General features: G+C 60.6%; 25 protein-coding genes and 4 tRNA genes. 8 read left to right on the plus strand and 21 right to left on the minus strand.

The features are described 5' to 3' along the window. Positions 1 to 81 precede the first annotated feature (81 nt). The 13 genes from QQL64_RS13280 to QQL64_RS13340 form a co-directional block, all read right to left on the minus strand. Positions 82 to 157, minus strand: a tRNA-Thr gene (locus QQL64_RS13280). Between the two features lie 24 nt (positions 158 to 181). Continuing rightward, positions 182 to 255 (minus strand) — tRNA-Gly (locus QQL64_RS13285). A gap of 46 nt (positions 256 to 301) precedes the next feature. Continuing rightward, positions 302 to 387: transfer RNA gene (locus tag QQL64_RS13290), tRNA-Tyr, on the minus strand. A 104-nt stretch (positions 388 to 491) separates the two neighbouring features. After that, positions 492 to 980, minus strand: a complete 489-nt coding sequence (locus QQL64_RS13295) for an acyl-CoA thioesterase (protein WP_284400511.1) — start codon at positions 978 to 980, stop codon at positions 492 to 494. Positions 981 to 1,021: 41 nt separating this feature from the next. After that, positions 1,022 to 1,519 carry a GNAT family N-acetyltransferase gene (locus QQL64_RS13300; RefSeq protein WP_284400513.1) on the minus strand — a complete coding sequence of 166 codons (498 nt, stop codon included), beginning with the start codon at positions 1,517 to 1,519 and terminating at the stop codon, positions 1,022 to 1,024. A 94-nt stretch (positions 1,520 to 1,613) separates the two neighbouring features. After that, positions 1,614 to 2,705 carry a redox-regulated ATPase YchF gene (gene ychF / locus QQL64_RS13305; protein WP_284400515.1) on the minus strand — a complete coding sequence of 364 codons (1,092 nt, stop codon included), beginning with the start codon at positions 2,703 to 2,705 and terminating at the stop codon, positions 1,614 to 1,616. 85 nt (positions 2,706 to 2,790) lie between these two features. Beyond that, positions 2,791 to 3,372 carry an aminoacyl-tRNA hydrolase gene (pth, locus tag QQL64_RS13310; RefSeq protein ID WP_284402183.1) on the minus strand — a complete coding sequence of 194 codons (582 nt, stop codon included), beginning with the start codon at positions 3,370 to 3,372 and terminating at the stop codon, positions 2,791 to 2,793. A gap of 57 nt (positions 3,373 to 3,429) precedes the next feature. Continuing rightward, the gene (locus QQL64_RS13315; protein WP_284400517.1) at positions 3,430 to 4,110 is read right to left on the minus strand and encodes a 50S ribosomal protein L25/general stress protein Ctc; all 681 of its coding nucleotides are present in this window, start codon (positions 4,108 to 4,110) and stop codon (positions 3,430 to 3,432) included. 177 nt (positions 4,111 to 4,287) lie between these two features. Continuing rightward, positions 4,288 to 5,226: a ribose-phosphate diphosphokinase gene (locus QQL64_RS13320; protein WP_284402184.1), complete on the minus strand. Its 939-nt coding sequence runs from the start codon at positions 5,224 to 5,226 to the stop codon at positions 4,288 to 4,290. A gap of 51 nt (positions 5,227 to 5,277) precedes the next feature. Beyond that, positions 5,278 to 5,354 (minus strand) — tRNA-Gln (locus tag QQL64_RS13325). 28 nt (positions 5,355 to 5,382) lie between these two features. After that, a complete protein-coding gene (ispE, locus tag QQL64_RS13330; protein WP_284400520.1) occupies positions 5,383 to 6,768 on the minus strand; it encodes a 4-(cytidine 5'-diphospho)-2-C-methyl-D-erythritol kinase in 1,386 nt (461 codons plus the stop codon). A gap of 65 nt (positions 6,769 to 6,833) precedes the next feature. After that, positions 6,834 to 7,442 (minus strand): lipoprotein insertase outer membrane protein LolB, encoded by a 609-nt coding sequence (gene lolB, locus QQL64_RS13335; RefSeq protein WP_284400523.1) that lies wholly within the window; start codon positions 7,440 to 7,442, stop codon positions 6,834 to 6,836. Next, positions 7,439 to 9,178, minus strand: a complete 1,740-nt coding sequence (locus QQL64_RS13340) for a tetratricopeptide repeat protein (RefSeq protein ID WP_284400524.1) — start codon at positions 9,176 to 9,178, stop codon at positions 7,439 to 7,441. Before QQL64_RS13340 ends, lolB begins: the two co-directional genes overlap by 4 nt. A gap of 93 nt (positions 9,179 to 9,271) precedes the next feature. Here QQL64_RS13340 and hemA point away from each other — a divergent pair, with 93 nt between their 5' ends. The 4 genes from hemA to ppk2 all read left to right on the plus strand — a co-directional run bounded on the left by hemA (position 9,272) and on the right by ppk2 (position 14,770). Continuing rightward, positions 9,272 to 10,546 carry a glutamyl-tRNA reductase gene (hemA, locus tag QQL64_RS13345; protein ID WP_284400562.1) on the plus strand — a complete coding sequence of 425 codons (1,275 nt, stop codon included), beginning with the start codon at positions 9,272 to 9,274 and terminating at the stop codon, positions 10,544 to 10,546. A 94-nt stretch (positions 10,547 to 10,640) separates the two neighbouring features. Next, the gene (prfA, locus tag QQL64_RS13350) at positions 10,641 to 11,720 is read left to right on the plus strand and encodes a peptide chain release factor 1 (protein ID WP_284400565.1); all 1,080 of its coding nucleotides are present in this window, start codon (positions 10,641 to 10,643) and stop codon (positions 11,718 to 11,720) included. A gap of 152 nt (positions 11,721 to 11,872) precedes the next feature. Beyond that, positions 11,873 to 13,975 carry an O-linked N-acetylglucosamine transferase, SPINDLY family protein gene (locus tag QQL64_RS13355; RefSeq protein WP_284400568.1) on the plus strand — a complete coding sequence of 701 codons (2,103 nt, stop codon included), beginning with the start codon at positions 11,873 to 11,875 and terminating at the stop codon, positions 13,973 to 13,975. A gap of 15 nt (positions 13,976 to 13,990) precedes the next feature. Beyond that, positions 13,991 to 14,770 carry a polyphosphate kinase 2 gene (ppk2, locus tag QQL64_RS13360; RefSeq protein WP_284400569.1) on the plus strand — a complete coding sequence of 260 codons (780 nt, stop codon included), beginning with the start codon at positions 13,991 to 13,993 and terminating at the stop codon, positions 14,768 to 14,770. A gap of 13 nt (positions 14,771 to 14,783) precedes the next feature. Here the strand turns inward: ppk2 and QQL64_RS13365 are convergent, their stop codons facing one another. From QQL64_RS13365 to QQL64_RS13375, 3 genes are read right to left on the minus strand one after another with little or no spacing between them, the layout of a single operon-like run. Beyond that, entirely contained in the window at positions 14,784 to 15,050 is a 267-nt protein-coding gene (locus tag QQL64_RS13365; protein ID WP_284400572.1) for an acylphosphatase, read from the minus strand. 4 nt (positions 15,051 to 15,054) lie between these two features. Next, positions 15,055 to 15,519 carry a TlpA family protein disulfide reductase gene (locus QQL64_RS13370; protein ID WP_284400575.1) on the minus strand — a complete coding sequence of 155 codons (465 nt, stop codon included), beginning with the start codon at positions 15,517 to 15,519 and terminating at the stop codon, positions 15,055 to 15,057. Then, the gene (locus QQL64_RS13375) at positions 15,516 to 16,790 is read right to left on the minus strand and encodes a YihY family inner membrane protein (RefSeq protein WP_284400577.1); all 1,275 of its coding nucleotides are present in this window, start codon (positions 16,788 to 16,790) and stop codon (positions 15,516 to 15,518) included. The genes QQL64_RS13370 and QQL64_RS13375 overlap by 4 nt, the downstream gene beginning before the upstream one ends. Before the next feature lie 68 nt (positions 16,791 to 16,858). Between QQL64_RS13375 and wrbA the strand changes: the two genes are divergently transcribed. Together wrbA and QQL64_RS13385 are read left to right on the plus strand one after the other, a co-directional pair. After that, positions 16,859 to 17,458, plus strand: coding sequence for an NAD(P)H:quinone oxidoreductase (gene wrbA, locus QQL64_RS13380; protein ID WP_284400579.1), 600 nt, complete (start codon positions 16,859 to 16,861; stop codon positions 17,456 to 17,458). After that, complete coding sequence (locus QQL64_RS13385; RefSeq protein WP_284400582.1) at positions 17,455 to 17,811, plus strand: DUF2069 domain-containing protein; 357 nt, start codon at positions 17,455 to 17,457, stop codon at positions 17,809 to 17,811. The genes wrbA and QQL64_RS13385 overlap by 4 nt, the downstream gene beginning before the upstream one ends. Here QQL64_RS13385 and QQL64_RS13390 read toward each other — a convergent pair. Next, positions 17,808 to 18,593, minus strand: coding sequence for an acyl-CoA thioesterase (locus QQL64_RS13390; RefSeq protein WP_284400585.1), 786 nt, complete (start codon positions 18,591 to 18,593; stop codon positions 17,808 to 17,810). The two genes, QQL64_RS13385 and QQL64_RS13390, sit on opposite strands and share 4 nt — an antisense overlap. Before the next feature lie 108 nt (positions 18,594 to 18,701). Between QQL64_RS13390 and QQL64_RS13395 the strand changes: the two genes are divergently transcribed. Then, positions 18,702 to 20,345: an acyl-CoA dehydrogenase family protein gene (locus QQL64_RS13395; protein WP_284400588.1), complete on the plus strand. Its 1,644-nt coding sequence runs from the start codon at positions 18,702 to 18,704 to the stop codon at positions 20,343 to 20,345. A 61-nt stretch (positions 20,346 to 20,406) separates the two neighbouring features. Next, complete coding sequence (locus QQL64_RS13400; RefSeq protein ID WP_284400591.1) at positions 20,407 to 20,904, plus strand: asparaginase domain-containing protein; 498 nt, start codon at positions 20,407 to 20,409, stop codon at positions 20,902 to 20,904. A 6-nt stretch (positions 20,905 to 20,910) separates the two neighbouring features. Here the strand turns inward: QQL64_RS13400 and QQL64_RS13405 are convergent, their stop codons facing one another. The 4 genes from QQL64_RS13405 to QQL64_RS13420 form a co-directional block, all read right to left on the minus strand. Next, the gene (locus tag QQL64_RS13405) at positions 20,911 to 21,465 is read right to left on the minus strand and encodes a Csu type fimbrial protein (RefSeq protein WP_284400594.1); all 555 of its coding nucleotides are present in this window, start codon (positions 21,463 to 21,465) and stop codon (positions 20,911 to 20,913) included. Further along, positions 21,458 to 23,890 (minus strand): fimbria/pilus outer membrane usher protein, encoded by a 2,433-nt coding sequence (locus tag QQL64_RS13410; protein ID WP_284400597.1) that lies wholly within the window; start codon positions 23,888 to 23,890, stop codon positions 21,458 to 21,460. The genes QQL64_RS13405 and QQL64_RS13410 overlap by 8 nt, the downstream gene beginning before the upstream one ends. A gap of 252 nt (positions 23,891 to 24,142) precedes the next feature. Further along, a complete protein-coding gene (locus QQL64_RS13415) occupies positions 24,143 to 24,919 on the minus strand; it encodes a fimbrial biogenesis chaperone (RefSeq protein WP_284400599.1) in 777 nt (258 codons plus the stop codon). Between the two features lie 16 nt (positions 24,920 to 24,935). Continuing rightward, positions 24,936 to 25,397 carry a Csu type fimbrial protein gene (locus QQL64_RS13420; protein WP_284400602.1) on the minus strand — a complete coding sequence of 154 codons (462 nt, stop codon included), beginning with the start codon at positions 25,395 to 25,397 and terminating at the stop codon, positions 24,936 to 24,938. Between the last annotated feature and the right edge of the window lie 199 nt (positions 25,398 to 25,596).

The raw sequence follows: 25,596 nt of genomic DNA on the forward strand, positions 1-25,596 counted from the left end.
GCGCTAAATCCCGATGGAGTCAATGAGTGAAAGAAAAATCTAACCGAGGTTACAAGGCGATACCGCGACAAACGTATGCGGTGGTGCTCATGACTGGAATCGAACCAGCGACCTCTTCCTTACCAAGGAAGTGCTCTACCGACTGAGCTACATGAGCACAAAAACACAGTGACGAGATCAATGGAGCGGGAGACGGGAATCGAACCCGCACCATCAGCTTGGAAGGCTGAGGTTCTACCATTGAACTACTCCCGCCCTGCGCGGAACCCGCTTGCCAGCGCAACTGCCTAGGCAATCATGCTGGTGGAGGGAGGTGGATTCGAACCACCGAAGGCGTAAGCCAGCAGATTTACAGTCTGCCCCCGTTGGCCGCTTGGGTATCCCTCCAACAAAGAACGGCTATTGTGTGGATCGAGGCTTGGCGTGTCAACACCTAGCCGGTCCCAAACGGCCGGTTTTTCGACATTTTTCGGCGATGCTGACGCCGCCGTTCAGTCGTTTCCGCCGCCGCGCATATCGACCAGCTGCTCCATGCTCTTGGAAAGTTCAAGTAGATGCAGCGCTTTCTCTTGCAGACGACGCTCGTTGTCGTCGCGCGGTGTCCACGGCGGCACGGGCGTGGGTTTGCCATCCGGTTTGTCCAGCGCCACGAAGACCATCACGCAACTGGTCGCAAGGCGCTCATCGCCAGTACGCAAATCGCGCGCAAGCACGTCCACGGCCATCTGCATGCTCGAGGAGCCGGTATGGATCAATTTGGCGCGCACGCTGACCAGATCGCCGATCAGGATCGGTTTGACGAACTGAATGCCGCTGACCGCCGCAGTGACGCAGTACGCCCCGCTCCAGCCCACAGCGCAGGCATAGCCCGCCTGATCGATCCATTTCATGACCATGCCGCCGTGCACCTTGCCGCCGAAATTGACATCGGTGGGCTGCGCCATGAAACGGAAGGTCACTTCGTGCTGCTGGCCTGACATGGGATCTCCAACGGACTGAGCCAACGATTCGGCAAGTCGCATTATGCCCGCTTGCTGCGCGGCCTCGGCAAAATCAACGTCATGGGAGTGGTCAGCACCCCATTGGGCGATAGCTTTTCAGGGCCATTCGCGCGAAAACCCAGCCGCAAATAGACCGGAACCGCGCAACGCGTGGCATTGAGTGTGAAACGATGTGTATGAGCTCGTCGCACGGCGTCTTGCATGGTTCGCAGCCATAGTTGCCGTGCGAAGCCTCGACCTTGGTAGCGCGTGCTAACGAAAAATTGCACGAGATGGCAATCATCGCGCATCGCCGAAACTCCCACCAGCACGTCGCCCAGATAACCGAGATGAAACCGCTGCCCTTCGATGATTTTTTCGCGCAGCGCTCTGGCGCTAAGACGCGAAAGCAGCGCCTGCCCCGCCTTGCGCGGCTGATCGGGAAGTATCCAGCGATGCGCCACCCGGCGAATCAGCACACCGATGACACGCGCATCGTCCGGCTGCGCAAGTCGCATGCGTAACTTTGACTGTGACATGTAGGAGCCTGCTTCGTAGTACGCCGCTAGCGTGGCAAGAATCCCCGCATGAAAGAAGCCCCGCGTGTGCGGGGCTTAGAGGAACGGTCGAGACTCAGACGTTGAACAGGAAGTGCAATACGTCGCCTTCTTTCACGATGTACTCCTTACCTTCCTTGCGCAAACGCCCTGCAGCGGCAGCGCCAGCTTCACCCTTGTATTGGATGAAGTCGTCGTAACCGATGGTCTCGGCACGAATGAAGCCTTTTTCGAAATCGGTGTGAATCACACCGGCGGCCTGCGGTGCTGTGGAACCGGCTTTGACCGTCCAGGCGCGAACTTCCTTAACACCCGCAGTGAAATAGGTCTGCAAACCGAGCAACTTGTAACCAGCGCGAATCACGCGGTTGAGACCTGGCTCTTCCAGACCGTAGCTGGCTAGCATCTCATCGCGATCGGCGTCATCGAGCTGCGACAGCTCTTCTTCGATCGCGGCACACACTGGCACCACCTCGGCACCCTCGGCCGCGGCGCGCACGCGCACGGCATCGAGATGCGGGTTGTTTTCGAAACCGTCTTCGCGCACGTTGGCGATGTACATCAGTGGCTTGAGCGTCAACAGAAAGAGATCGCGGATCAGCGCTTTCTCTTCATCGTCCAAGCCAAGACTGCGCGCCGACTTACCCTCGTTGAGGCCGGTAGCGAGCTTCTGCAACACCGGCTTCTTCGCTAGCGCTTCTTTGTCGTTCGCTTTCGCGGCGCGCTCGGCGCGGTTCAAGGCTTTCTCCACGGAATCCAAGTCGGCAAGGGCCAACTCGGTGTCGATGGTTTCAATATCCGCGATTGGGTCGATCTTGCCGGCGACGTGCACGATGTCGGTGTGCTCGAAACAACGCACAACGTGAGCGATCGCATCGACTTCGCGAATATGCGCCAGGAATTTATTGCCCAAGCCCTCGCCCTTCGACGCACCCGCCACCAAGCCTGCGATGTCGACGAACTCCACGGCGGTGGGAATCAATTTCTGCGGCTTGACGATCTCGGCCAGCGCGTTGAGACGCGGATCGGGCACGGGCACGACGCCGACATTCGGCTCGATCGTGCAGAACGGGAAATTCGCCGCGGCAATGCCCGCCTTGGTCAATGCGTTGAACAGGGTGGATTTGCCGACGTTAGGCAGGCCGACGATGCCGCATTTGATGCCCATGCTTTTGAATCCGGGGAAGGTGAATCGTGGATAAGAAATAGTACGCCAGGCGTCGAATCGCTTAGCGATCCCGGACGCCCGACGTTCAATTCGCTGGTGTGTGTAGCTGCTGCATCGCCTTGTCGAACTGCCCCTCGACCGCCAGCGGCAGCACGTCCAGTGCGCGCGCAACACCATCGAGCATGGCGTCCTCATCCTTGACGGAAGGACGGCCCAATACCCAGGGCGTCACTTGATCGCGATGACCGGGATGGCCAATCCCAATGCGCAAACGATGAAACTTGCCGTGCCCGAGGTGGGTGATGATGTCGCGCAGTCCATTCTGGCCGCCGTGGCCGCCATCGAACTTCAGTCGCACGGTGCCGGGAGGCAGATCCAGATCGTCATGGGCGATCAGGCATTCCTCCGGCTCGATCTTGTAGTACCTCAGCGCCGAAGCCACCGCGATGCCACTCTTGTTCATGAAAGTGGCGGGCCTCAGCAGCCACACTGGCTCGCCGCCGATGCGCAGCTTGCAGGTCTCGCCATGCAGCTTGCCGTCGAAACCAAAGCGCTCGCCTTGGCCCGCTGCGAGGGCGTCAACAAACCAGAACCCGGCGTTGTGCCGGGTTCTGAGGTATTCGGCACCGGGATTGCCCAGCCCGACAATGAGTCGCAAACCTGCCATAAAGCAGAAGCGCGCCTTGCGCATCCGCGCCTCGTGAGAAGCGCGGGGCGCAGCGGCTTACTTCTTGGCGTCCTTGGAGGGCGCGGCGGCAGCGTCAGCGGCCGGCTTGGCCTCGCCTTCGGCACCCGCTTCAGCAGCCGGTGCTTCGTCGACTTCTTCCTTCACGGTCACGGCGGTAACAACGGCCACGTCGTGATCGGCACCCAGATGCAGCGCAACGATTTCCACGTTGGCCGGCAGCTTGAGCTGCGACAAATGGATGATATCGCCCGGCTTCAGGTCGGTCAGGTCCAGATCGATGAACTCCGGCAGATCCTTCGGCAAGCAGGAGACTTCCACTTCCGTCATGTTGTGCGAGATCACCACGCCAGCGGTCTTGCCGGCCGGGGACTTTTCCTGGTTCAGGAAGTGGATCGGCACATTCACGCGAATCGCTTCGTTCTCGTTGATGCGCTGGAAGTCCATGTGCAGCATCTGCAACTTGAACGGATGCTTCTGCCAGTCACGCACCAGCACCTTCTGCACCTTGCCGTCGACGTTCAGATCGAGCACCGAGGAGAAGAACCACTCGTGCTTGGCGGCGAGCAGGATGGTGTTGTGCTCGATCTGGATGCTCTGCGGAGGTTGGCCCGCACCGTAAACTACGGCTGGCACGAAAGCCGTACGACGCAGGCGGCGGCTCGCACCTTTCCCCTCGTCTTTGCGGCCTTGCGCCAGAATCTCATGAGTCTTAGCCATTTCAGTATTGCCTTGGTTTAGGAAGCCGCCTCACGGCAGCCAAGTAGACTCTCCCGCGACCAGAAGAGCCGGATTGCCCGCCTTAACGGGCGGAAAAGCGCTCGATTATAAACGAAAAAGCCGCCGTAGGCCTGAATAGCCCCGGCAGCCCTCCTCTCAACCCGGCCTTGCGGCTGGTTAATCGATATACAACGAGCTGACCGACTCGCCGAAGGCGATGCGTCGGATCGTCTCCGCCAGCAGCTCCGCCACCGACAGCTGGCGGATCTTCGGGCAGGCCTTGGCGTCGTCGCGCAGGGGCAGCGTATTGGTGACCACCAGCTGGTCGAGCTGGGAACCCTCGATATTGCGAATCGCCGCGCCGGACAGCACCGGATGCACGCAGTAAGCCACCACCTTGCGCGCGCCGCGCTCCTTCAGGGCAGCAGCAGCAGCGCAAAGCGTGCCGGCGGTATCGACGATGTCATCCACCATCACGCAGGTTTTGCCTTCGACGTCGCCGATGATGTTCATCACCGTGGCCACATTGGCCTTCGGGCGGCGCTTGTCGATGATGGCCAGATCCGCGTCGTCCAGGCGTTTGGCGATGGCGCGTGCGCGAACCACGCCGCCCACGTCCGGGCTGACCACGATCAGGTCGTCCATGCTGTGGTTGCGCCAGATGTCCGCCAACAGGATCGGCGAGGCATAGACGTTGTCCACCGGCACGTCGAAGAAACCCTGGATCTGGTCGGCATGCAGGTCGACGGTGAGCACGCGATCAACGCCGGCCTTGCCGATCAGCTTGGCCACCAGCTTGGCAGTGATCGGCACGCGCGCTGAGCGCGGGCGACGATCCTGACGGGCGTAGCCGAAGTAAGGGATAACGGCGGTTACGCTGGCCGCCGAGGCGCGCTTCAGCGCATCGGCCAAGGTCAGCAGTTCGAACAGGTTTTCCGCACTCGGCGCGCCCGTGGGCTGCAGCACGAAGACTTCCTGGCGGCGGACGTTCTCTTCGATCTCGATCTGCACTTCGCCGTCGCTGAATTTGCCGACGAGGGCCTTGCCTAGCGGCACGCCCAGTCGGTGAGCAACATCTTCGGCGAGGGCACGGTGCGCATTGCCGGCAAACAGCATCGGGCTGGACGTATCCACGTTTGCTCCCTCAGAAACCAGGCCATTGATAAATGGCTGGGGCGGTAGGATTCGAACCTACGCATGCGGGAATCAAAATCCCGTGCCTTAACCAGCTTGGCGACGCCCCAGTATGACTCGTTTGTAGTTTGCTTCCGATCAACCCGTTGCGCCATGACGCGACAGCGCCCGATGCAACGGCGACAGACCTACGCCCTCGACCACCCAGGCCGTGAACGACGCCGGGCAACGCCTGGCAACCGCCTCAGCCTGCTCGATCGTTGCCGTCTCGAGGAAAACACAACCACCGCTGCCGGAAAGACGTGCGTGGCCGTGACCTCCGAGCCAGTCGAGCGCTGCGGCAACCCGCGGGTGGCGCGCGCGAACGATGGGCTCGAATGCGTTTTCCAGCGTTTCGCCGGAAGCAAAGGATGAAATTGTCGCCGGGGGCGCATTTCGTGTCAATTCAGATGCCTGAAATAATGTCTCCGTGGACACGTGTTCGTGCGGGTCGAGCACCGCATACCAACGCTTGGGCAGTGTGATGGGCTTGATGTGCTCGCCGATGCCAGTAGCCCACGCCGAACGGCCGCGCACAAATACCGGCACGTCCGCCCCCAGTTGTCGACCCAGTTCCGCAAGTTCATCCGCACTCAGGCCGCACTTCCACAGATGGTTCAGCGCCACCAGCGCGGTTGCAGCATCCGAACTCCCTCCGCCCAGACCGCTACCCATCGGAATGCGCTTTTCTACTTCGATATCGACACCTGCGCGAACACCGGCATGCGTGCGCAGCAATGTCGCAGCGTGCACTAGCCAATCCGTTTCTGCCGGAACGCCAGGCACGCCGGTCAGACGATGAATTTCACCATCATCGCGTGTGCGCAGGCGGATCTCATCGCCCCAATCGAGCAGCCGAAATACGGTTTGCAGTTCGTGGTAGCCGTCCTCGCGTCGTCCGGTAATACGCAAAAACAAATTGAGCTTGGCTGGCGCCGGCCAGACGGTCCATTCGTCCGCTGCCGGTAGCGACAACCTGCGTGACATGAACACGCGCAGCGCATCCGGGAATCCGTTTTCGCGATCGCGATCGCGTGCATACGCAAACGCCGCATCCCACTTGTTGACGGTGACAAACCCATGTTTCGCGTAGAACGGTGCGTTCCACGGCACATCGGCCAATGTACCCAGGTCCACACGGCGATAGCCGGCGGCCCTCGCCCAGTCGCAGGCATGCTCCAACAGCGCCGCGCCAATACCGCGCCGGCTATATGCGGGGAGCACGTCGATCTCGGCGATGCCGATGACATCGCCACCATGCTCTGTATCAAGCCACACGAAACCAACAGGCTCGTTGCTTTCATCATCCAACGCCACCCATACAAGGCCGCGCTGGATCGCTTCCTCAAGCTGTTCCGGTGGAATCGATATGGCCTTGTAGAACGGCCAAACAGGATGTTCGCGAAACATCTGCACGGCAGTGCGCTCTATGGCGCAAATGGCGTCGACGTGCGCCGTGACGGCGCGTTCGATACGGAATGACATGAATGGACGCCAGGAGTCGGGTAATGCAGTGAGATGAAGCGTAATGCATGTGTACGGCGAAGCGCCTAATGCATGCTCCACGATTCGATGGCCAGTTTCACCTTATACGGCGGCTTGTCCGCAAACACTTTGGTCGGCAGCGGCGGCTGATGCGTATTGTCCCAGGCGGGATAGCTGACAGCCCAACCGTCCTGCTGCAACAGCGAGGGCAGCCTGTCGTCACCGAAACTCACTTCTGCCTCGGCACCCTGGGCACGTACGCCGAGCACCCACGCACGCAATTCGCTCAATGGAACATCCCAACCGAGCGCATGCTGCATCAACGCCTCGGCATCCGGCCCGTGTTGCGGGCCGCCATCCAACCCATCAAGTACTGCGCCGTCCGGGCCGCCGGCCAAACGAAAACTCTTGCCGGTTACGGGTGCGCGCAGCGTGAACTCGTAGTGGTCGCCATCCTGCGTCCAGGTAAGGTTCCCCGTACCTCCGTCCCGGCCATTCGATACAAACAACCTACCCTGCAAGGTCCAATGGGTGGTGTCGGCCAATTGCTGCTCACGCACCTGCTGCTGGGCCAGCGACGTGGCGTCGCCTTTGTTGCGCACGAGTTGCTGAGGGGCGCACGCAGCCAGCAGCAGCGGCGCGAGCGCTGCGAGAAAGCGAAGGGATGATTTCATGGCTGAAGACGCTTCAAGGTTTCTTGCAGGCTGACATTGTGCGGATCCATATGTCGCACCTGATCGAAAATCTGCTGCGCCTGCTCGTGTTGACCTTGCTTCCACAACACCTCTCCCAGATGCACGCCGACATCGGCATCCTTGCCCGATTGCCATGCGCTACGCAGCACCTGTGCCGCCTGATCAAGATGCCCAAGCCGATATTGCAGCCAGCCCCATGAGTCGGCGATCGACGGATCGTTCGGTTTGGCCGCACGCGCGGCGGAGATCAGCTTTTCCGCCTCCGGCAAGTCGCGTCCGGCATCAGCAAGCGTGAAACCCAGCGCGTTGCTGGCGTCGATGTCGTCCGGCTTGATCTGCAACAGACGGCGAAAATCGGCCACCGCCAGATCGATCTTGCCGATTTCCGCATAGGCCAATCCGCGCCCATACAAAAGATCGGGATCGTCCGGCACCACCTGCAAAGCATGACTGAACGCGTTGGTAGCTTCCGCGTAGCGCTTTTCTCGCAGATACAAGTCGGCATCCACTTCATAAGCGCGACGCAGTTGCGCCGGTTGATCGAGATAATCCGTCTGCAGTTCCGCCAATTGCTGATGCGCCTCGACGCCGTGCCCGAGCGACTGCTGCAGGATCGCACTGCGCAAATCGGCATCGAAGGCATGATCGTCGTCGTCCGGCACCTGGTCGTACCACTTCAACGCTTCTTCCTTGTGATCGAGCACTTCGGCCAATTGCCCCAGCAGATAGGCACTGGCATGGCGCACATCAGCCGGTGCATGCGACAGCTGCTGATACACCTGCTCGAGCGTCTTGCTGTCTTTGGCGTTGGCCGCCAGCGCGGCGCGAAGCGCATAGGTTTGCGCGTTCTGCGGACCCTTTTCCAGCAAACGGGTCGCCTGCGCGTATTGGCCGCTCTGGCCGAGCAGCGACGCATACGTCAGCCGCAATCCGATATTGCTGGGGTCTTTTACTTGCGCCTGGCGCAGTAGGCTCAGACCACCGGTGCGGTCGCCGTTATTGAGTTTCAATTGAGCGGCCCAGGCATACGTCTCGGCCGTGCCGAAACGCTTCATGGCGCCATCGGCCACTTGCTGGGCGTAGGCATGGCGACCGAGCTGCTCGCCAAGTTCGCTCATCGCTAGCCATGCTTTGGGATCCGGCGGCAGGCGATCGGGCGTCGCCAATGATTCGAGCAAACTGGAGGCGAGTGCGGCGTCGCGGCTGCCTACCAGCACGCGTCCGAACATGCGCCAGGCATCCTTATCGCCGGTCGCCAGCAAAAGCGACAACTGGTGTTGGGCCTCATCGGTCCGCCCCTGCTCCACCGCGAGCTCGGCGCGCGCTTGAGCCAACTGCGCCGGGGTCGCACCGAGGGCTTGCCAGCGATCGATGGCGCGTTGCGCTGCGTCCGGATCATGGATGGCAATAGCTAGCGCAGTCGCCTTGCCGGCCAGTTCGGGATCGTCCGAAAGCATCATCGCCTTGCCATAAGCCTGCGAGGCGGCCTTGAGATCCGAGCTGGACAACGCCAGTTCACCTGCCAGCATCTGAGCCAACAGATCATGGTCCAGATCCGGTGTGGCCACGGTCATACGCGCCAGTGGCTGCGCCGATCCCGTCGATGCGATACCTGTACGATGGGGCAGCGCCGTACATCCGGCCACACCCAGCACGACCAACCCGCTAGCTACAAACTGCCGCACTTGCTTGAACTTGACCGTTCCGCTCAGCACACTATTCCTCCAAACTACCCGTCGGTTCCGGTCATATCCGGCCATGCCTAGTCTACGCCGGCCCACGCCTGCCGCCTCCAATCGCATCACGTCATGAAGCTGATCGCCCTCGGGCTCAACCACCTTACCGCGCCGGTCAGCCTGCGCGAGCAGGTTGCGTTCGACGAGGATGCCACCAGCGTGGCCTTGCACGAGCTGGCACATCAGCCCGGCATCGACGAGGCGATGATCCTTTCCACCTGCAACCGTACCGAACTTTACGTCAGCGTAACGGCAGGCGCGGAGAACGTGCCGCAGGAATGGCTCAATCGTCACCATCGTCTGACTCCGGGCAAGCTTGACGAGTTCCTTTATCGCCATGATGACGAAGCGGCCGTGAGACATATGTTTCGGGTCGCCACCGGGCTGGATTCGATGGTGCTCGGCGAGCCGCAGATCCTCGGTCAGGTCAAGGACGCCTATCAGCAGGCCCGCCATGCCAATGCGCTGAAAACGCCCATGGATCGCCTGCTGCAACAGACCTTCGCCGTCGCCAAGCGCGTACGCACCGATACGCGTATCGGTGCGCATACCGTATCGGTGGCCTTCACTGCGGTGCGTCTGGCCGAGCGGGTGTTTACGGATTTGCGACAGGCATGCGTATTACTGATCGGCGCCGGCGACACCATCGAACTGGCCGTACGGCATCTGGCTGAAAAACAGGTGCGCCGCCTGATCGTCGCCAATCGCACATTGGAGAATGCGCAAGAGCTTGCGGGCCGTCACGGCGGCTATGCGATCGCCCTGCACGATCTTCCCCAACACCTGGCCGAAGCCGACATCGTGATCGCTTCCACCGCCGCCCGGCAGCCTGTGCTGACTCGCGCCATGGTGGAAAAAGCCATCGCAGCGCGTCGCCGCAAGCCGATGTTCATGGTCGATATTGCGGTGCCACGCGATATCGAACCGGCGGTGGGTGAGCTCGACGACGTTTATCTCTACGGCATCGACGATCTGCGCCAGGTCATCGACGACAACCGACGCTCGCGCGAAAACGCCGCGCGCGAGGCCGATGCCATCATCGATCTGCAAGTCGAACGCTACATGGCCTGGCGCCGCGCGCTCACGGTGAAGAACCCGGCCATGGATCTGCGCCTGCACGCCGAGACCTACCGCGACGAAGTGCTGGAGAAAGCGCGCGCCATGCTCGCGCGCGGCAAATCGCCGGACGACGCGCTGGCGTTTCTCGCCAACACGCTGACCAACAAATTGCTGCACCATCCCAGCGCACGCCTGCGTGAAGCGGCGCTAAGCGGTGATCACGATCTGCTGCACGCCGCAGGTCGTCTGTATGGGCTCGAGGACGACACAGGGACGACAGACGAGTAGCGAGAGCGGCTGGCTGCCGCACACCGGATGTCCGTAGCGACACTGGCACTTCAATGCCCTTACTCGCGCCTCGCCCACCCTTATCGCCCTGCCCATGACGCCCTCTATCCGCCGCAAACTCGAAGCTATCGCCGAACGCCACGAAGAGATCGGCCTGCTGCTAGGCCAAGCCGACGTGCTGGCCGACAATCATCGCTTCCGCGAGCTCTCGCGCGAATACGCGCAACTCGAACCGGTGGCCGGTGCCATGCGCGAGCAGGCAGGTTTGGAACACGAACTGGCCGACGCGCGCACCATGCTCGACGACCCCGAACTTCGCGAGATGGCAGCAGACGATATCGTGCGCCTCGAATCGCGCGCCGCGGCGTTGGAAAGCGAACTGCAACTCTTGCTGATTCCGAAGGATCCGCGCGACGACGCCAACCTCTTCCTGGAAGTGCGGGCGGGCGCAGGCGGCGACGAAGCCGCGATCTTCGCTGGCGATGTGTTCCGCATGTACACCCGCTACGCCGAGCGCCAGCGCTGGCAAGTCGAAGTGTTGAACGAGAACCCTGGCGAGCACGGCGGCTACAAGGAGATCGTCGCCCGCATCGAAGGCAAGGGTGCTTTCTCCCGACTGAAGTTCGAGTCCGGCGTGCATTGCGTGAAACGGGTGCCGGCTACCGAATCGCAAGGCCGCGTACATACCTCCACAGCCACCGTGGCCGTGCTGCCCGAGCTAGACGAGATCGGAGAAATCGAGCTTTCCCCGACCGACCTGAAAGTCGACACCTTCCGCGCCTCGGGCGCCGGCGGCCAGCACGTCAACAAGACCGATTCGGCCATCCGCATCACCCATTTGCCTAGCGGCATCGTGGTGGAATGCCAGGACGAACGCAGCCAGCACAAGAACCGCGCCCGCGCCATGAGCCTGCTCAAGGCGCGCCTGCTGGACGAAGCGCAATCCAAACAGACGGCAGAACAGGCCCAGTCCCGCCGCCTGCAGGTCGGTACCGGCGATCGCAGCCAACGCATCCGCACCTATCGCTACAAGGACAACCTGGTGACCGATCACCGCATCGGGCTGGACCTGTACCGCCTGACGGAGATCATGCAGGGCGACCTGGATGAACTGCTCGGCGCACTGGCCCGCGAACATCAGGCCGACGAATTGAAGTCCCTGGCTGGCGGCTGAGAAGCAACCCGGCGCCTCAGAGCCGCGGTACGCTTAGGCCTCAAGGGGATCTCGAAATATCTCGCCCAAGTCGTCATCCGGCCGCCGGATGACGGCTGTGACGTCGAGTTTTCGAAGCGCCATTTTGTCTTTCACCCACTCGTTTCCGGTTAATGAACGACACTCAGCTCACCGATATTGCCTCGACCCTGCATAAGCTCAGCGAGCTGCTGCAGCGCGACGCCAACGACGAAGCCGCTCGTTTCGCCACGCTGGCGCGTCGGCAGTTCCCGGTTGCCGCCGAACTGATTCGCCTGCACGGCGTGGCGCTGTTGCGACTAGGGCGTCATCGCGAAGCACACGTAGCGATGAACCGCGCGGCCGAACTGGCGCCGGACAATATCGAGCTGCAGTGCAATTTGGCCAGCCTTGCGCTGGCCGACGGCAAGGCTGGGGTTGCCATCGAACGCCTGCAAAAAGCACTCGCCAAATCCTCTGGACATCCGGCGATTCTGCAAGCGCTGGGCACGGCCTACATGACGACAGGGCAGCATGTGCAGGCCCGCGATGCGTTTGCCCTCGCCGTTAAAAACATGCCGCAGCACCCTCTGATCCGCTTGAACCTGGCGGCTGCGGAACTGGAACTGGGCCGCATGCCGGAAGCCGAAGTGCAGACTCGCGAAGCCTTACGGCAAGCACCTTCCTCCGACATCGCGCATGTGATGCTCGGTCACGTCATGCGCATGCAGCGTCGCCCGCAAGAAGCGGCAGCCGCGCTGCTGCAGGCCGGCAAGCTTTCGCCCAACAACCCGCAATATCTGTTCCAGGCGGGCTTGATGCTCAAAGAGGCCGGCGACCTGGTCGGTGCAAACCAGGCATTCACCGACGCACATGCGCGCGGACCGGATTCACTCTCGGTGATGGGGCGACTGCTGTTCGTCCGCCGTCAACTGTGCCGCTGGCAAGACATCGATGCATTGAGTGAGCGTGTTAAGCAGGGCGTCTTGCGAGGCGAATCCAGCGTGCATCCCTTCTCTTTCCTGGCAGAAGACGCCGATGCCGCGACCCAGCTCCGTTGCGCCAGATCGTATGCTGCATTGATCGAACAACAGATGGCCGCATTTCGCCAACAACTTAGCTTGCGCCACGCCCTGCCCTTGCCTGAAACCCCCATTCGAGTCGGCATGATCTCGGACGGATTCCATGAAACAGCTGTCGGCCAGCATATTGTCGCCCTGATCGAAGCGCTCGCGAACAGCGATTTGGATATTCACCTGTTCGCTGCCACACCCGACGACGGCGGCACGGTGCGACGGCGCCTTTCAGCCGCCGCCACCCTGCATGATGTTTCTGCGCTCAGCCGCGGGCAGGTGGCTACGCTGATTCATGGCACGGCGATAGAGATTCTGTTCGATCTCAACGGCTACCGCGGTGTCGGCAATGCCGAATTGATGGCGTTACGTGCCGCACCCGTGCAGGTGAGCTGGCTGGGCTACACCGGCAGCTCCGGCGCGCCCTGGATGGATTATCTGCTTACCGATGCCGTGACAGTGCCGACAGAGTTGCGCGAGCACGTCAGCGAAAAAGTGATTCGATTGCCGCGATGCCCGCAACCGAACGATCCGACGCGCACGCTGCCCGCACCACCTTCAAGGCAGGCCTGCGGTTTGCCCGAACATGGCATCGTATTCGCGTGCTTCGGCGAAACCTACGCCATCAATCCGGCCGTGTTCGCGCGCTGCCTGCTGATCCTTCAGCAGGTACCTGGCAGCGTATTGTGGCTGCTCGCCGGGCCTGCCGATACAAACAAGCGCCTGCAACACGCGGCGAGCGCGCTCGATGTCTCGCCCGAACGCTTAGTCTTCATGCCGCGCCTGCCTTACTCCGACTATTTGGCGCGTTACGCGCATGTGGACTTGTATCTGGATACGTTGCCCACCAACGCACGGGCCACCGCGTCGGATGCCCTCTGGGCAGGCTGCCCGGTGCTCACCCGTACCGGCGACACCATCGCCGGACGCACCGTAACCAGCCTGTTACATCAGCTCGCACTGCCCGAATTGATCACCGTCGACAACGTAGCCTTTACCGGCATGGCCACCGCCCTAGGCAACAATCCGGAGGCATTGGCCACGCTGCGTCGTCACATTACGCAACAACGCACGCGGAATATGCTGTTCGACATGCAGGGATTCGCTGCTGACTTCCGCCGCGCCGTACGCACGATCAGTGCGCGCTATCGTATTGGCCGTCCGCCCACCGATTTCAACTTGTAGCTTTGGGAGATACCCATGAGCAAGCAGGACAAACAATACGGCAAGCGAATGGAAGCATTGCAACTGGAACTGGCCGGTTTGCATCGCTGGTTACGGCGTAGCGGCAAGCGGTTGGCCGTGATCTTTGAGGGTCGCGATGCGGCTGGCAAGGGTGGGACGATCAAGCGCATCGTCGAAAGCATGGACACACGCGGCTATCGCGTCGCCGCGCTAGGCAAGCCGGGCGAAGTCGAAGCGACCCAGTGGTATTTCCAACGCTATATCTCGCACCTACCAGCAGCCGGCGAGTTCGTGCTGTTCGATCGCAGCTGGTACAACCGCGCCGTAGTCGAACCTGCCATGGGCTTTTGCACGCAGGCGCAATACGAGGCGTTTCTCGCGGCCGTGCCCGCATTTGAAAAACTGCTGACCGATGACGGCATCATCCTGATCAAATACTGGCTGGCGGTGGATCAGAAGGAGCAGGAAAAACGCTTTGCCGAGCGTGCCGAAGATCCACTCAAGCGCTGGAAGCTCTCGCCGGTCGACCTGGCCTCGCGCGGCAAATACACCGACTTCGGTCATCTGCGCGACACGATGATCGAGCGCACGCATACCTCCAACGCACCCTGGTTCGTGGTCGACTTCAACGATCAAAAGCGTGGCCGCATCAACCTGATCCAGCATCTGCTGGAACAAGTACCCCGCCGCGACGAGACGACTCCGCCTTTGAAGCTGAAACCGTTGAAAGGCAAGCCGAAACGGGAGCGCGTGACTGACAAGGCGTTGTGGGTTCCCGATGCCTTCGGCAGTTAACGCGCCGCGCGGGCTAAATCACTACAAATCCATCTTTGACGTGCCCATGATGTTCGCTGCGAACGACATCATCCACTCGTGCCGTCGGCGGCCCTTGCCAGAGCCATTGCTCCAGCTCGAACAGTGCCTCGACACGACCCATCGCTACAACTTCGACCCTGCCATCGGGAAGATTGGCGGCATAACCGCTCAATCCAAGCCTGAGTGCCTCGTTACGCGTGCTGGCGCGAAAGAACACACCCTGCACTTTGCCGCTGACGAGAAAGCGCACGCTCGGCATAGCATTACGGGCCGATCGCGGCGCCTAGCGAAGCGGACGTGACCGGCCCCATGAAATGCTTGGCAACCTTGCCATCCGGAGCGATCAGCCACGTCGTTGGCAGGCCCAGCGGTTCGTCGAAATCCTTCAGCGGCTTGTCCATCGTTACTTGCGCGACGGGAAAACCGACCGGATGCTTGTCGAGAAACGCGCGAATGTCCGACGGATCCGTGTCGTCATACGCGATACCGATCGCACGCACGTTCGGGTGTGTCGCCACGAAGTGCGCGATATCCGGCAATTCCTTGATGCACGGCGCGCACCACGTCGCCCAGAAATTCACGATCACCCAGTGCCCGCGCTGCGACGCCAAGTCATACGGCTTGCCATCGAGCGTCGTTACCTTAATCGACGGTTGTGCCGGCATGACGGCATAGGCGGGCGCCGCGAACATACAGGCAACCAGCAGCGACGTTACGAACAACTTCATGATTCGGATTCCTGGGTTTGGGGTGCACGCGCTGTATTCAAAGGATAAGCCGCATCCAACCGGGTACCCAATGTTGCATCGAGCGAACGTGCCAATTTGATCAGCAGTGAGAGTAGCTCCGGAGGCAGCTCGATACAGGATGCCGCAACCTGCTCGGCCGGGTTCAACGGCAAACGGTAGCCGCTGTGACGATAGACGTGCAACAGATCGGTGTTGTCCAGGCTGCGGGTCAATGCCCAGCCGCCGGCCTCGCTGCGATGAATTAAATCCGCACGCGCTAAGTCATCGAAGTAAGCGGCGATCGACGCGCTGCGCAAATAGGGTTCGGCGGCGCGAATACTGGCCGAATCGATGCTGCGCCCAGCGCGCTGCGCATCGACAAAGTGTCGCAACACCACCAGCAACCCAAGAAACTCTGAACCCTCTGGCATGGCATCGCACGGCGCCTGGTATTCGAAAGACGAAATGGACGCAGCGATCGACGCGCAGAGAATCACGATCACCCAGGACAGATAGATCCACAACAACAGCAGCGGAATGATCGCCAGCGCACCATAGATCTGCTGGTAATTTTGCGCACGCATCACGTAGTGGGTGAAACCCCAACGCGCGATCTCGAACAGCATCGCACCCAGCAACGCGCCGATCGCCGTATGTGTCTTGTTGACACGCCGATTGGGAATCGTGGTGTACATCAACCATAGCGTGAGGAACGTAACGACGAATGGCAGGGCCTTGAGCAATTCCTGCCCGATGCCTAATTGCTGACTCGCATCCCGCAGCACGGGAACCGCTGCTACATACGATGTCACCGCGATTCCGCCCACCACTAGGATCGGCCCCAAGGTGAGCGCCGCCCAATACAACAGCAAACGGGGGCCCCACGGACGGTGCCTGTGCACCTGCCAGATGCGATTGAGCCGGTCTTCGATGCTGTTCATCATCGATACCGCACTGAACAACATCACCAGGATACTGATGCCGGTAAGGCTGCGTGCATTCGAAGAAAACGCCAGCAGTGCCTTCTGCACCTCATCCCCAGCGGTAGGCACGAAGTTGCTGAAGACAAAATTGATCAGCGTTTCACGCGCATCCTCGAACATGGGAAACGCCGCAAACATAGCGAGCATCGCCACCGTCAGCGGAACCAGCGAGACTAACGTGGTGTACGAAAGCGCACCGGCGGTCTCGAAGCACTTGTCGTCGAGAAAACGCTGCCAGATAAAATGGCCGAAAGTGAGCGTGCGGTCGCGGTCGAAGCGCAAATTCATGGGGGTGGTCGCCAACATCCTCGCTGTCGCACGTACACTACCCCATCCAGTCTGAACCTCCCAAGCGCATGAATGACATCCTGGTCCTCTACTACAGCCGCACCGGCCACACGGCCCAACTGGCTCGCCTGATCGCCCGCGGCGTCGAGGAAATTCCCAGCATGCGCGCACGCCTGCGCCAGGTTCCCCCGGTAGCGCCGGTTACCGAGCTGGCTCAACCGCCCGAACCCGAGGAAGGCGCGCCTTACGTCACCAAGCAGGATTTGCATGAATGCGTTGGCCTGGCACTCGGTAGCCCGACCCGCTTCGGCAACATGGCCGCGCCCTTGAAGCATTTTCTGGATAGCACCGGCGCGGAGTGGGCGAGCGGCGCACTGGTCGGCAAACCGGCCGCCGTGTTCACCGCTACGAGCACCATGCACGGCGGTCAGGAATCGACGTTGCTCAGCATGGCGCTCCCGTTGCTACACCACGGGATGCTGCTGCTGGGTATTCCGTATACCGAGCCGGCGCTGACCAGCACGCTAAGCGGCGGCACACCGTATGGCGCCAGCCACGTTAGCGGCGCAAAGGGCGACAACAGCATTAGCGAACACGAACGTGAACTCGCCCGCGCCCTCGGCAAACGGCTTGCCGATACGGCGCGTAAGCTGGCAGCGAATCCATGAGCGCACCGCTCTCCGTCACTTACCGTATCGGCATCGCCGCATGGATCGCGTTGATTGCGTTGCAAGTCGCCTGGTACGCATGGCTGTTTCCACCCGAACGCATACCGGTGTGGATCGCGCTTGCCATCACGGTGATTCCGCTGCTGCTTCCCGCGATGGCGGTCCGCAACGTACGTCGCGCCTTGCTTTGGGTTGGCATCCTCGGCCTGTTCTACTTCTGCCACGGCATCGCCGAATGCTGGAGTTCGCCGCAAGAACGCTGGCCAGCATTGATTGAAGTACTGCTTACCTTGCTGCTGATCGGTGCGCTCGGCGCTGGCGTGAAGCGCAAACCGTCACCCAGCGCGAGTTAACCAAACACCACCATGCTCTGGCGACTCAACGCTATGGGCTGTCCGTCCGGTCCCCACAACATGACCTGCTGGCTGGTGTAGCCATCCTGCGCGGCTTGCAGCTGGGCATCGATGCGCCAGTGGTCGAGCGACAACCCTCGGCTATCGGCAAACAACTCCAGCATCCAGGTCAACGAACTGCCAGGCGCAGGCTGACGGAGCATCGAAAGCGCGACCGGCGGAATGAAATCGGCGAACGCGATCACCCGGGCTTCGTCGGCTACGCCATCATCCTTGAGCGTGATCTCGACGACCTGCGCGGTCTTGCTGCTGCCCGAAAAAGGAATATCGCCTTGCAGCCAGCGCGCCTCGAAGTGTTGCGTGAATTGCGGCAGGACACCTGGCACGTAGCGAAGTACGTGCGGCTTGGCCATCGTTTCCACACTCGGCTGCGATGGCATCACATGCAGCGCCGACGCACGCGCAGCACCAAACACACCGATGACCACGCAGGCCGTCGCATCGCCGTCTATCAGGCGCGCCTCGACTTGGGTCACGCTCTTGCCCTGGCGCAGCACCTTGGCGGCGATATGCACGGGACCCGCAGGGATCGGCGAGACAAACGTTACTTGAAGGCAGCGTAGGGGCGTTTCGGCAGGCACGAGCGCACGCATGGCCCGCAAAGCCAACGCCGCCTGTATCCCGCCAAAGGCACTGCGACCCTGCATCCAATCCTCGCTGATCGAAGCGGCCCATAGGTCGCCGTCGCGGCGGACGGTATCGAGTGCTTCCGAAAATCGCATGTCCTGGCCTCCATTTCGCTCCGGCCATGCTAACTGATGGTTTCGACCGGACCCAGTGAGCAGCCCTGTGCCTATACTCATCGCCATGGCTCAAGCGAGGTGGCTGTCATGGGATTTTTGCAAGACGCTCCGCAACTGGCTCATCCGCACCGTAATGACCGGTTGTTGATCGCATTGCTTAATCGCGCGTTCCCATCCAAGCGCCGTGCGGCCCTGGATGCCGATCTCGATGCGCTGGGCGACTACGCGCAGATGGCGTGGGAACGCAGCAGTCGCAGCGCACGTCGTAAACCCGTGTTGACACAGTGGGATGCCTGGGGACGTCGCGTGGACCGCGTCGAATTGACGGCAGCTTGGAATGAAGGTCCGCAGATCACCACGCGCCATGCCATTCTCGCGGCCGGGCACGAGAACCACGAGCACGCGCGCCTGGAGGAATTTGCACGCGCCTATGTCTATCACGTGGCCAGCGAGTTCTATACCTGTCCGCTCGCCATGACCGACGGCGCCGCCACGGCGCTGAAAGCATCCGACAACAAATCCCTGATCGAGCGCGCGCTGCCGCATTTCCTCAGCCGCGATGCGCACAGCTTCTGGCTATCGGGCCAGTGGATGACCGAGAACGCCGGCGGCTCGGATGTGGGCAACACCGAAACCGTGGCGAAGCGGGATGCGGATGGCCAGTGGCGTCTCTACGGCCGCAAGTGGTTCAGTTCCGCCGTGGTCGGCGAAGCAGCGTTGGCGTTGGCCCGTCCTGAAGGCGCTGGAACCGGCACCGCGGCACTCGCATTGTTTTACGTCGAAACGATGAACGGCATCGAACGCAAACCCGAGCTGATCATCGATCGTCTGAAAGACAAGCTAGGCACGCATGAACTGCCCACGGCGGAGATCCACCTCGACGGCTTACCGGCAACGCCTGTGAGCGAACTTGCGCATGGCGTACGGCAAGTTGCGCCGATGCTCAATGTCACGCGCACCTGGAACGCAATCTGCGCTGTCGCGAGCATGGCGCGGGCGATCGCACTGGTGCGCGATTACGCGTCGCGGCGACAGGCCTTCGGCCGCACGCTGATCGAACAACCACTGCACGCGCAAACGCTGGCCGACATGCAGGCCGAATTCGAAGGTGCGTTCGCGCTGGCTTTCGAAGTCGCCTATTTGCTCGGTCCCGTCGAACAGAAAGTGGCGACCTTGCAGGAAACCGCTTCGCTGCGCCTGCTCACGCCGCTGGCAAAACTGTGGACGGGCAAGATGGCGGTAAGCCTCTGCTCGGAAGCATTGGAATGCTTCGGCGGCGCCGGCTACATCGAGGACACCGGATTGCCACAGCTGCTGCGCGATGCGCAGGTGTACGCGATCTGGGAAGGCACTACCAATGTGCTGTCGCTCGACAGCCTGCGCGCGCTGGCCGGCAACAACAGCTTCGCTGCGCTGCGCAAGGTGATTACCGGCTGGCTGGGCGAGGCCCATAACGCCCAGGCCTCCTTCGCGATTCACGCCGCCCTCGATGCGGCAGCCACGCACATGGATGCCCAGAAGGTCGAGCGCAGCGTCCTGGAGGCCGGCGCGCGAGGCATCGCGATCACGCTGGCACGCTGCGCGGCGGCCGCCTTGATGGCACGCCAGGCGGCCTGGTCCTCGTCGCGCGGCGACGAGCGCCCCGCCGCCGCCCTGCGGCGCTTTCTCGGGCACGGCCTGCTGCGCCTGTCCGACATCAACGGTGAGGACACCCGACTCCTGCTCGAATGAAAGGCCGCCGCCGGGACAGTCTCTGGTTAAAATGCCGGCTCACCCCCACGGCATTTCCATCATGCAGCATCTGACCATCGTTACGACCGGCGGCACCATCGACAAGATTTACTTCGACGACAAGTCGGACTACAAGATCGGCGCTCCGCAGATCGGCGAGATCCTGGGCCAACTCGGCGTGGCGTTCCAGTTCGATGTGATCCCGATCCTGCGCAAGGACAGCCTGCACATCAATGCAGAAGACCGCGCGCTGATTCGCTCCACTATCGAGGCACAACCGCATCGCCATGTGCTGGTGACGCATGGCACCGACACCATGGTGGAAACCGCCAAGGAACTCGCTTCGATCAAGGGCAAGGTGATCGTAATCACCGGTGCGCTGAACCCTGCGCGCTTCCAGGGCTCGGATGCCGTGTTCAACATCGGTTGCGCTGTCGCCGCCGTGCAGACCTTGCCTGATGGCGTTTACATCGCCATGAACGGACGCGTGTGGGACCCGGCCAAGGTGCGCAAGAATCGCGACGCCAATCGATTCGAAGAAATCAGCGGAGCGGTGTAACCGCCGTCATTCCACTTCAATCGTCACCAGAATATCGTCGGAATACTCACCGGGAACCGCATCCTGATTGGCAAAGACTCTGCCAAACGCTTCCACCTGACTAAAGCTTTGGACGGATATAACGATGGGGACACTTCCGCCCGTTCCGTCGCCCCACGCTATTGAACGACTCCATTCGGTGTAAAGCTGATATTTCAGCGTAGCGCTCTCACCTCCTTGATGACGCATCAAACGGTACTCGAAGCTACCGCTGTCGGGGCTGGGGGATACGCTCGCCGTGAGCCTTGTCGGCTCCGTGCACCGGAGGCTCCAGCCCATCGTCATGTCCAAGTTTCGGCTTTGCCCGGATGTGTAGTTACCGAAATTGAGAACGTTGGTATCGATGTGACACTCCGCCGCCGCCGGGACAGGTTCGGCGTGCGGTGGCAAAGGATGTATCGACGGTGGCAGAGGGTCCACCGGCTCCGCGGGTGGCGGCATCGTGAATTGGGTATGCGCCGGCGCGCCAAAAAACACGAGCAGCACTGCCGCCAAGCCACAGCGCCAAATAAGCTTATTCACAGGTCACCTGCCCTGCCTGCCAAATGGCCGGCCTCTCATCAGGCACATGGATCACAGCGGTACATGCCGGCGATGCACGAGGTACGTCGATGCGGTAGTCGCCGCTGGTCATATTGTCCAACTCGAAAAATCCAGCGTCGCCCGTGCGCTGACTGAAAACTTCCCCGTCCGGCGCCGTTACGGTTATCGCATAGTTATTGATGGCGCCCCCGCCATGCGCCGGCGAGAAATGTAGCGAGCCGTTCACGGCAGAGATCTTCGGCAAAGCGAATTTCACCAAAACCCCAGCGCCGTCGGCCGGCACTACATCAATCCTCGGCTCCAGCAAATCCACATCCATGGGCAAATCGTCTTCGCGGACGGAAAGCGTCGTGGCGGCGTAGGGCGCCAAACTGGGCACCAGCAAGGTGCCGTTGCGACCGGTGACACCTATCGGCGTACCACCGCGATTGATACCCACGCCCGGGTAACCCACATCGGCCACGGCAAAGGCATCGTTGATCTCCGGTGTTAGATAAACATGGCCTTCAATCGTCGCGACAGCACCGCTGATCGAGAAGTTGGTGGACTGCTGCACGAAAGAACCATCGTCCACGTCACGGGCGCCCACGTCGATTTGTGTCCAACGATTGAGCCATGTGACATGAGCATCCTTGTCGTTAATGGGGCCTTGCCAACTGTCGTAAAGCCAATAACCGAATCCACCGTCGGAAGGCGGATACATGGTGGCTTCGATGTATCGCTGTGGCGGGCTGTTGGTGACGTTTCGATAGCCCGCGCTCACCGTGGTGCGATTGCCCAATGGGATATAGACGGACGCAAAAATGCCACGCAGCCGCGTGCCACTGCCGGTCGCGCGCAGCCCGCTCAACGTCAATTGCCCGCGCCATGGCAATCGCAACGACCAATTTAGCGACTCGCTCGTCACCATAGTGTTATCGAAGCGACAAAGCCTGCCGACGTTGGCGGAAAGGGTTCCTACTAGCCCGAGCGTCTGCGACACCGTCATCGAATAGCGATCCCGTGCGCGCAGATCGGGAAGAATCGGCACACCGATACTCGGCTCGCTCACACCTGGCGCACTAACATTTTCCTGGCCATTGCCTACCAACGTAAGCGCATCGTCAAAATCCTTTTGCGCGTGCCGCCATTGAAAACGGAATTCCGTGTGTTGCCACACGCCGTCGAAATTCACCTCATGCGCGTAGCGGCGCTGATGATCGTGCTGACGTTGCGCACTCATCAATGTGATCGTGCCAACAGGACCCAGGCCAAACGTCATCAATGGCGAAAGGCGTCGATCGCCCTGAAGGTAACTGTCGTTGGTGCCGACTGTCCACCAGTCCGTCACGCCATAGAGATAGGCAATGCTCGCGGCTTTTCCGCTATATCCACCCGCACCAAAACTCGCGCGGGGTGAACCAAAGCTCATATCGAAGGTATCGAAGCCCGCTTTAAGCAACTCATTGCTGAAGTAGTAAGGCACGTAGTACGCGTGTTGATTACCCGCGGCGTCCGTTACCAGTACGCTGATGTTGCGCAGGCCACCGTAGCCTTGCAGGCCCTGAAAGTTGAAGGGGCCCGGACCGATATTCATCCCACCGATCAAGACGCCATCCATGTAAATCTGCGCCTGCGAGGGCGATGGAGCAATGCCGGACATGCTGGCCGTCGGATTGATCACCTGCCCAGGTTGCAAAGCATAGCTTTGCTGCAAAGTAATGCCTGCGAGGGAAAACGTAGCGCCCAAGTCACCGGTGCTGGGCGTGTAATCGCCGACGAGAAGGCGCAAGGCGTCGTTGGGCCAATCGTGATACGCAACGGTGTCGAAGCGATGGTTGCTGAATCCGGCCGGCGTGCTCGATAGCACCTGGTCGTCGAAAATCGACCATCCGAATATGCGAAGGTGCGGCGACAGTAGCGCCTGCTGATACGCGCGCCCTTGGGACTCGGTACGGCTATAGCTGTAGCTCAGAAACCCGGACCAGGGCGGCTCGGGTGTCAACGTGCGAATCACCGGTTCGGACAGATTGACGTTATGTCCCTTCAACAGATCGCCGGGCACGACGATATGCACCGCAAGCGTGTTGAGGTCGAGTTCGTTCTCGGCTCCTTGGATGCTCTGCGGATCGAAGTAGTCTTTGCCGTTGACATGCTCCAGTTTCGGTTTCACCAACATCCCAAATTCATCGAGCATCGACGCCGGCAATAACACACGTTGTCCGTCAGTCAACGCGTCCTCTTCCGCGGGCTTGCCGTGATTGACGTCCACCGTCAAAACGACTTCGCTCAACGTCAAATCATGATGCTCGACCGCTGACGTCGCGACAGCGTGGATACCGGGAGCAAGGCATAGGGTCAGCAACCAGCCCATGCTCCATCCACGACGATTCGCCATGGCACAGATGATCGGGATCTTGCGCACCCAGCCTCTCCCCGACCGCACATCTGGATGAATGATCCATCAAGAGGCTGAAGTCTCTTCCCGCACATGCTGCCGCCATCCTGGCGTTTGTCGCGCTTCGGCCCCCTCCGTCGTACACGCGTGCTCCTGCACGCACTGCCACATCAAGTACACCTGCAAACGTATGGCGAGTTAGAGTCGCTTGACCCGCGCACCTGCCGTCCTTGGACTGCGGTATCGGGGTGAGCTATTCACTCTGGCATTTTGATTGCGCTAGCCCGACTTGCACGCGCCGCTCGGAACCGAGACAGGCACGGCAATCGGTTTGCCCTGGTCAAGATTGATGCTCAGCGTGGCCTGCGATGCACTGCACACGCTGCCGGAAATAGGCAATGAATACAGATGCGAGGCACCGGGCAGCACATACCACTCATCCAACTCACCGCTGGTGATGCCCGCAGGATCGGATGTAATGGATTTCAGATGCGCATGCGCCGTGCCCTGATTGGTAAGCCGCACCTTGATGAGGCCGGCCCCACCGCCTTCTACGCTGGCACTTAGCTTTGCGCTCACCTTGGCCTTGGGGTCGCTAACAAACGCGGGTATACCGAAACTTGTTCGTATCACGACACTTTCGCCCGCCTCGTGGTGCGGAGGCGGCAACTCCGTGATGAAGAGTCGGTAGGCCTTTTCCGTACCCGACATAGCACCCTTGTCGGCGATAGAAACGCTGATGAAGCGCTGGTTCGGGTTTGCGTTACTGGCCTTTCCTTTGCCCTGCCCTTCCGTCGGCGTCGGCAACGTGAACTGCTTGGGAAAGAAATTCAAATCGCTGGTGTCGTTATACACATCCTTGCCAGCGACTTGTGTCCAACTCTTGGCCTCTACCTTCAGTTCCAAGGGTGTGTCGCCTTCATGCGCGACGACCACTACGGCGCGTCTTCCCGTCAAATCCAGTCGCAACGGTGAAACGCTGAAGTTTGCCGCCGCCGCCGAACCGGCCAGCACTAAGCCGAGCACCCCAAGCCCAAAGCGCTTGATCGTAATCATCGCCAGACTCCTTTGATCAGGGTGTAATCGTGACCGTTACGGTGTCTTCGTAATCGCCCGGTGGCACGCTTGCCAAAGCGTTTGCAGCCAAACCAACGGTGACATCGACTTTTGCTTCAGGACTAGGCCCGCTGCCAGTACCGCTTCCTGGCGTATGCGCCCATGTATAAGGGATGGTTTCGGTTCCACCCGTCCGCTTCATGTTGCGCGTGGCGCCTGCGTAATTTTGCCCGTTATCGGCGCTTATGGTGTGCGTGGTTCCATTGCTGCACCAGTAGCGCACCTCTCCCTTTCCTTCAAGGGCATTGTGCGCAGCGCCTGAAACATGTTCACCGAAGTGAGCTTCGTCGTTACCCGTGGTGGTACACCCACCTTTTACGGTTACTTTCACTTTCAGTTGTTCCTGGTAACCGAAAGCGATACACGGCAAAGCGAAAACCAGACATAAAAGCATGCATTGCACAGGCTTCTTTTTCATACGGAATACCCCTTTTTTGAAAAAATGGATATTGCGCAGCTTGTCTAGCGAGCGGCACAAGGCATGCCGCGTTTTCTTATTCTATACGCCGTCAATAGTGAAAATTCCACTTCTTTTTCCATATATCGGCGCGTTACTGATTCAACGCGAAAACCAACTAAACACCTATATCCGCATTTGGTATTAGCGAAAAGCCTTA

It is taken from the genome of Dyella lipolytica (assembly GCF_030160075.1).
GTDB lineage: Bacteria > Pseudomonadota > Gammaproteobacteria > Xanthomonadales > Rhodanobacteraceae > Dyella_B > Dyella_B lipolytica.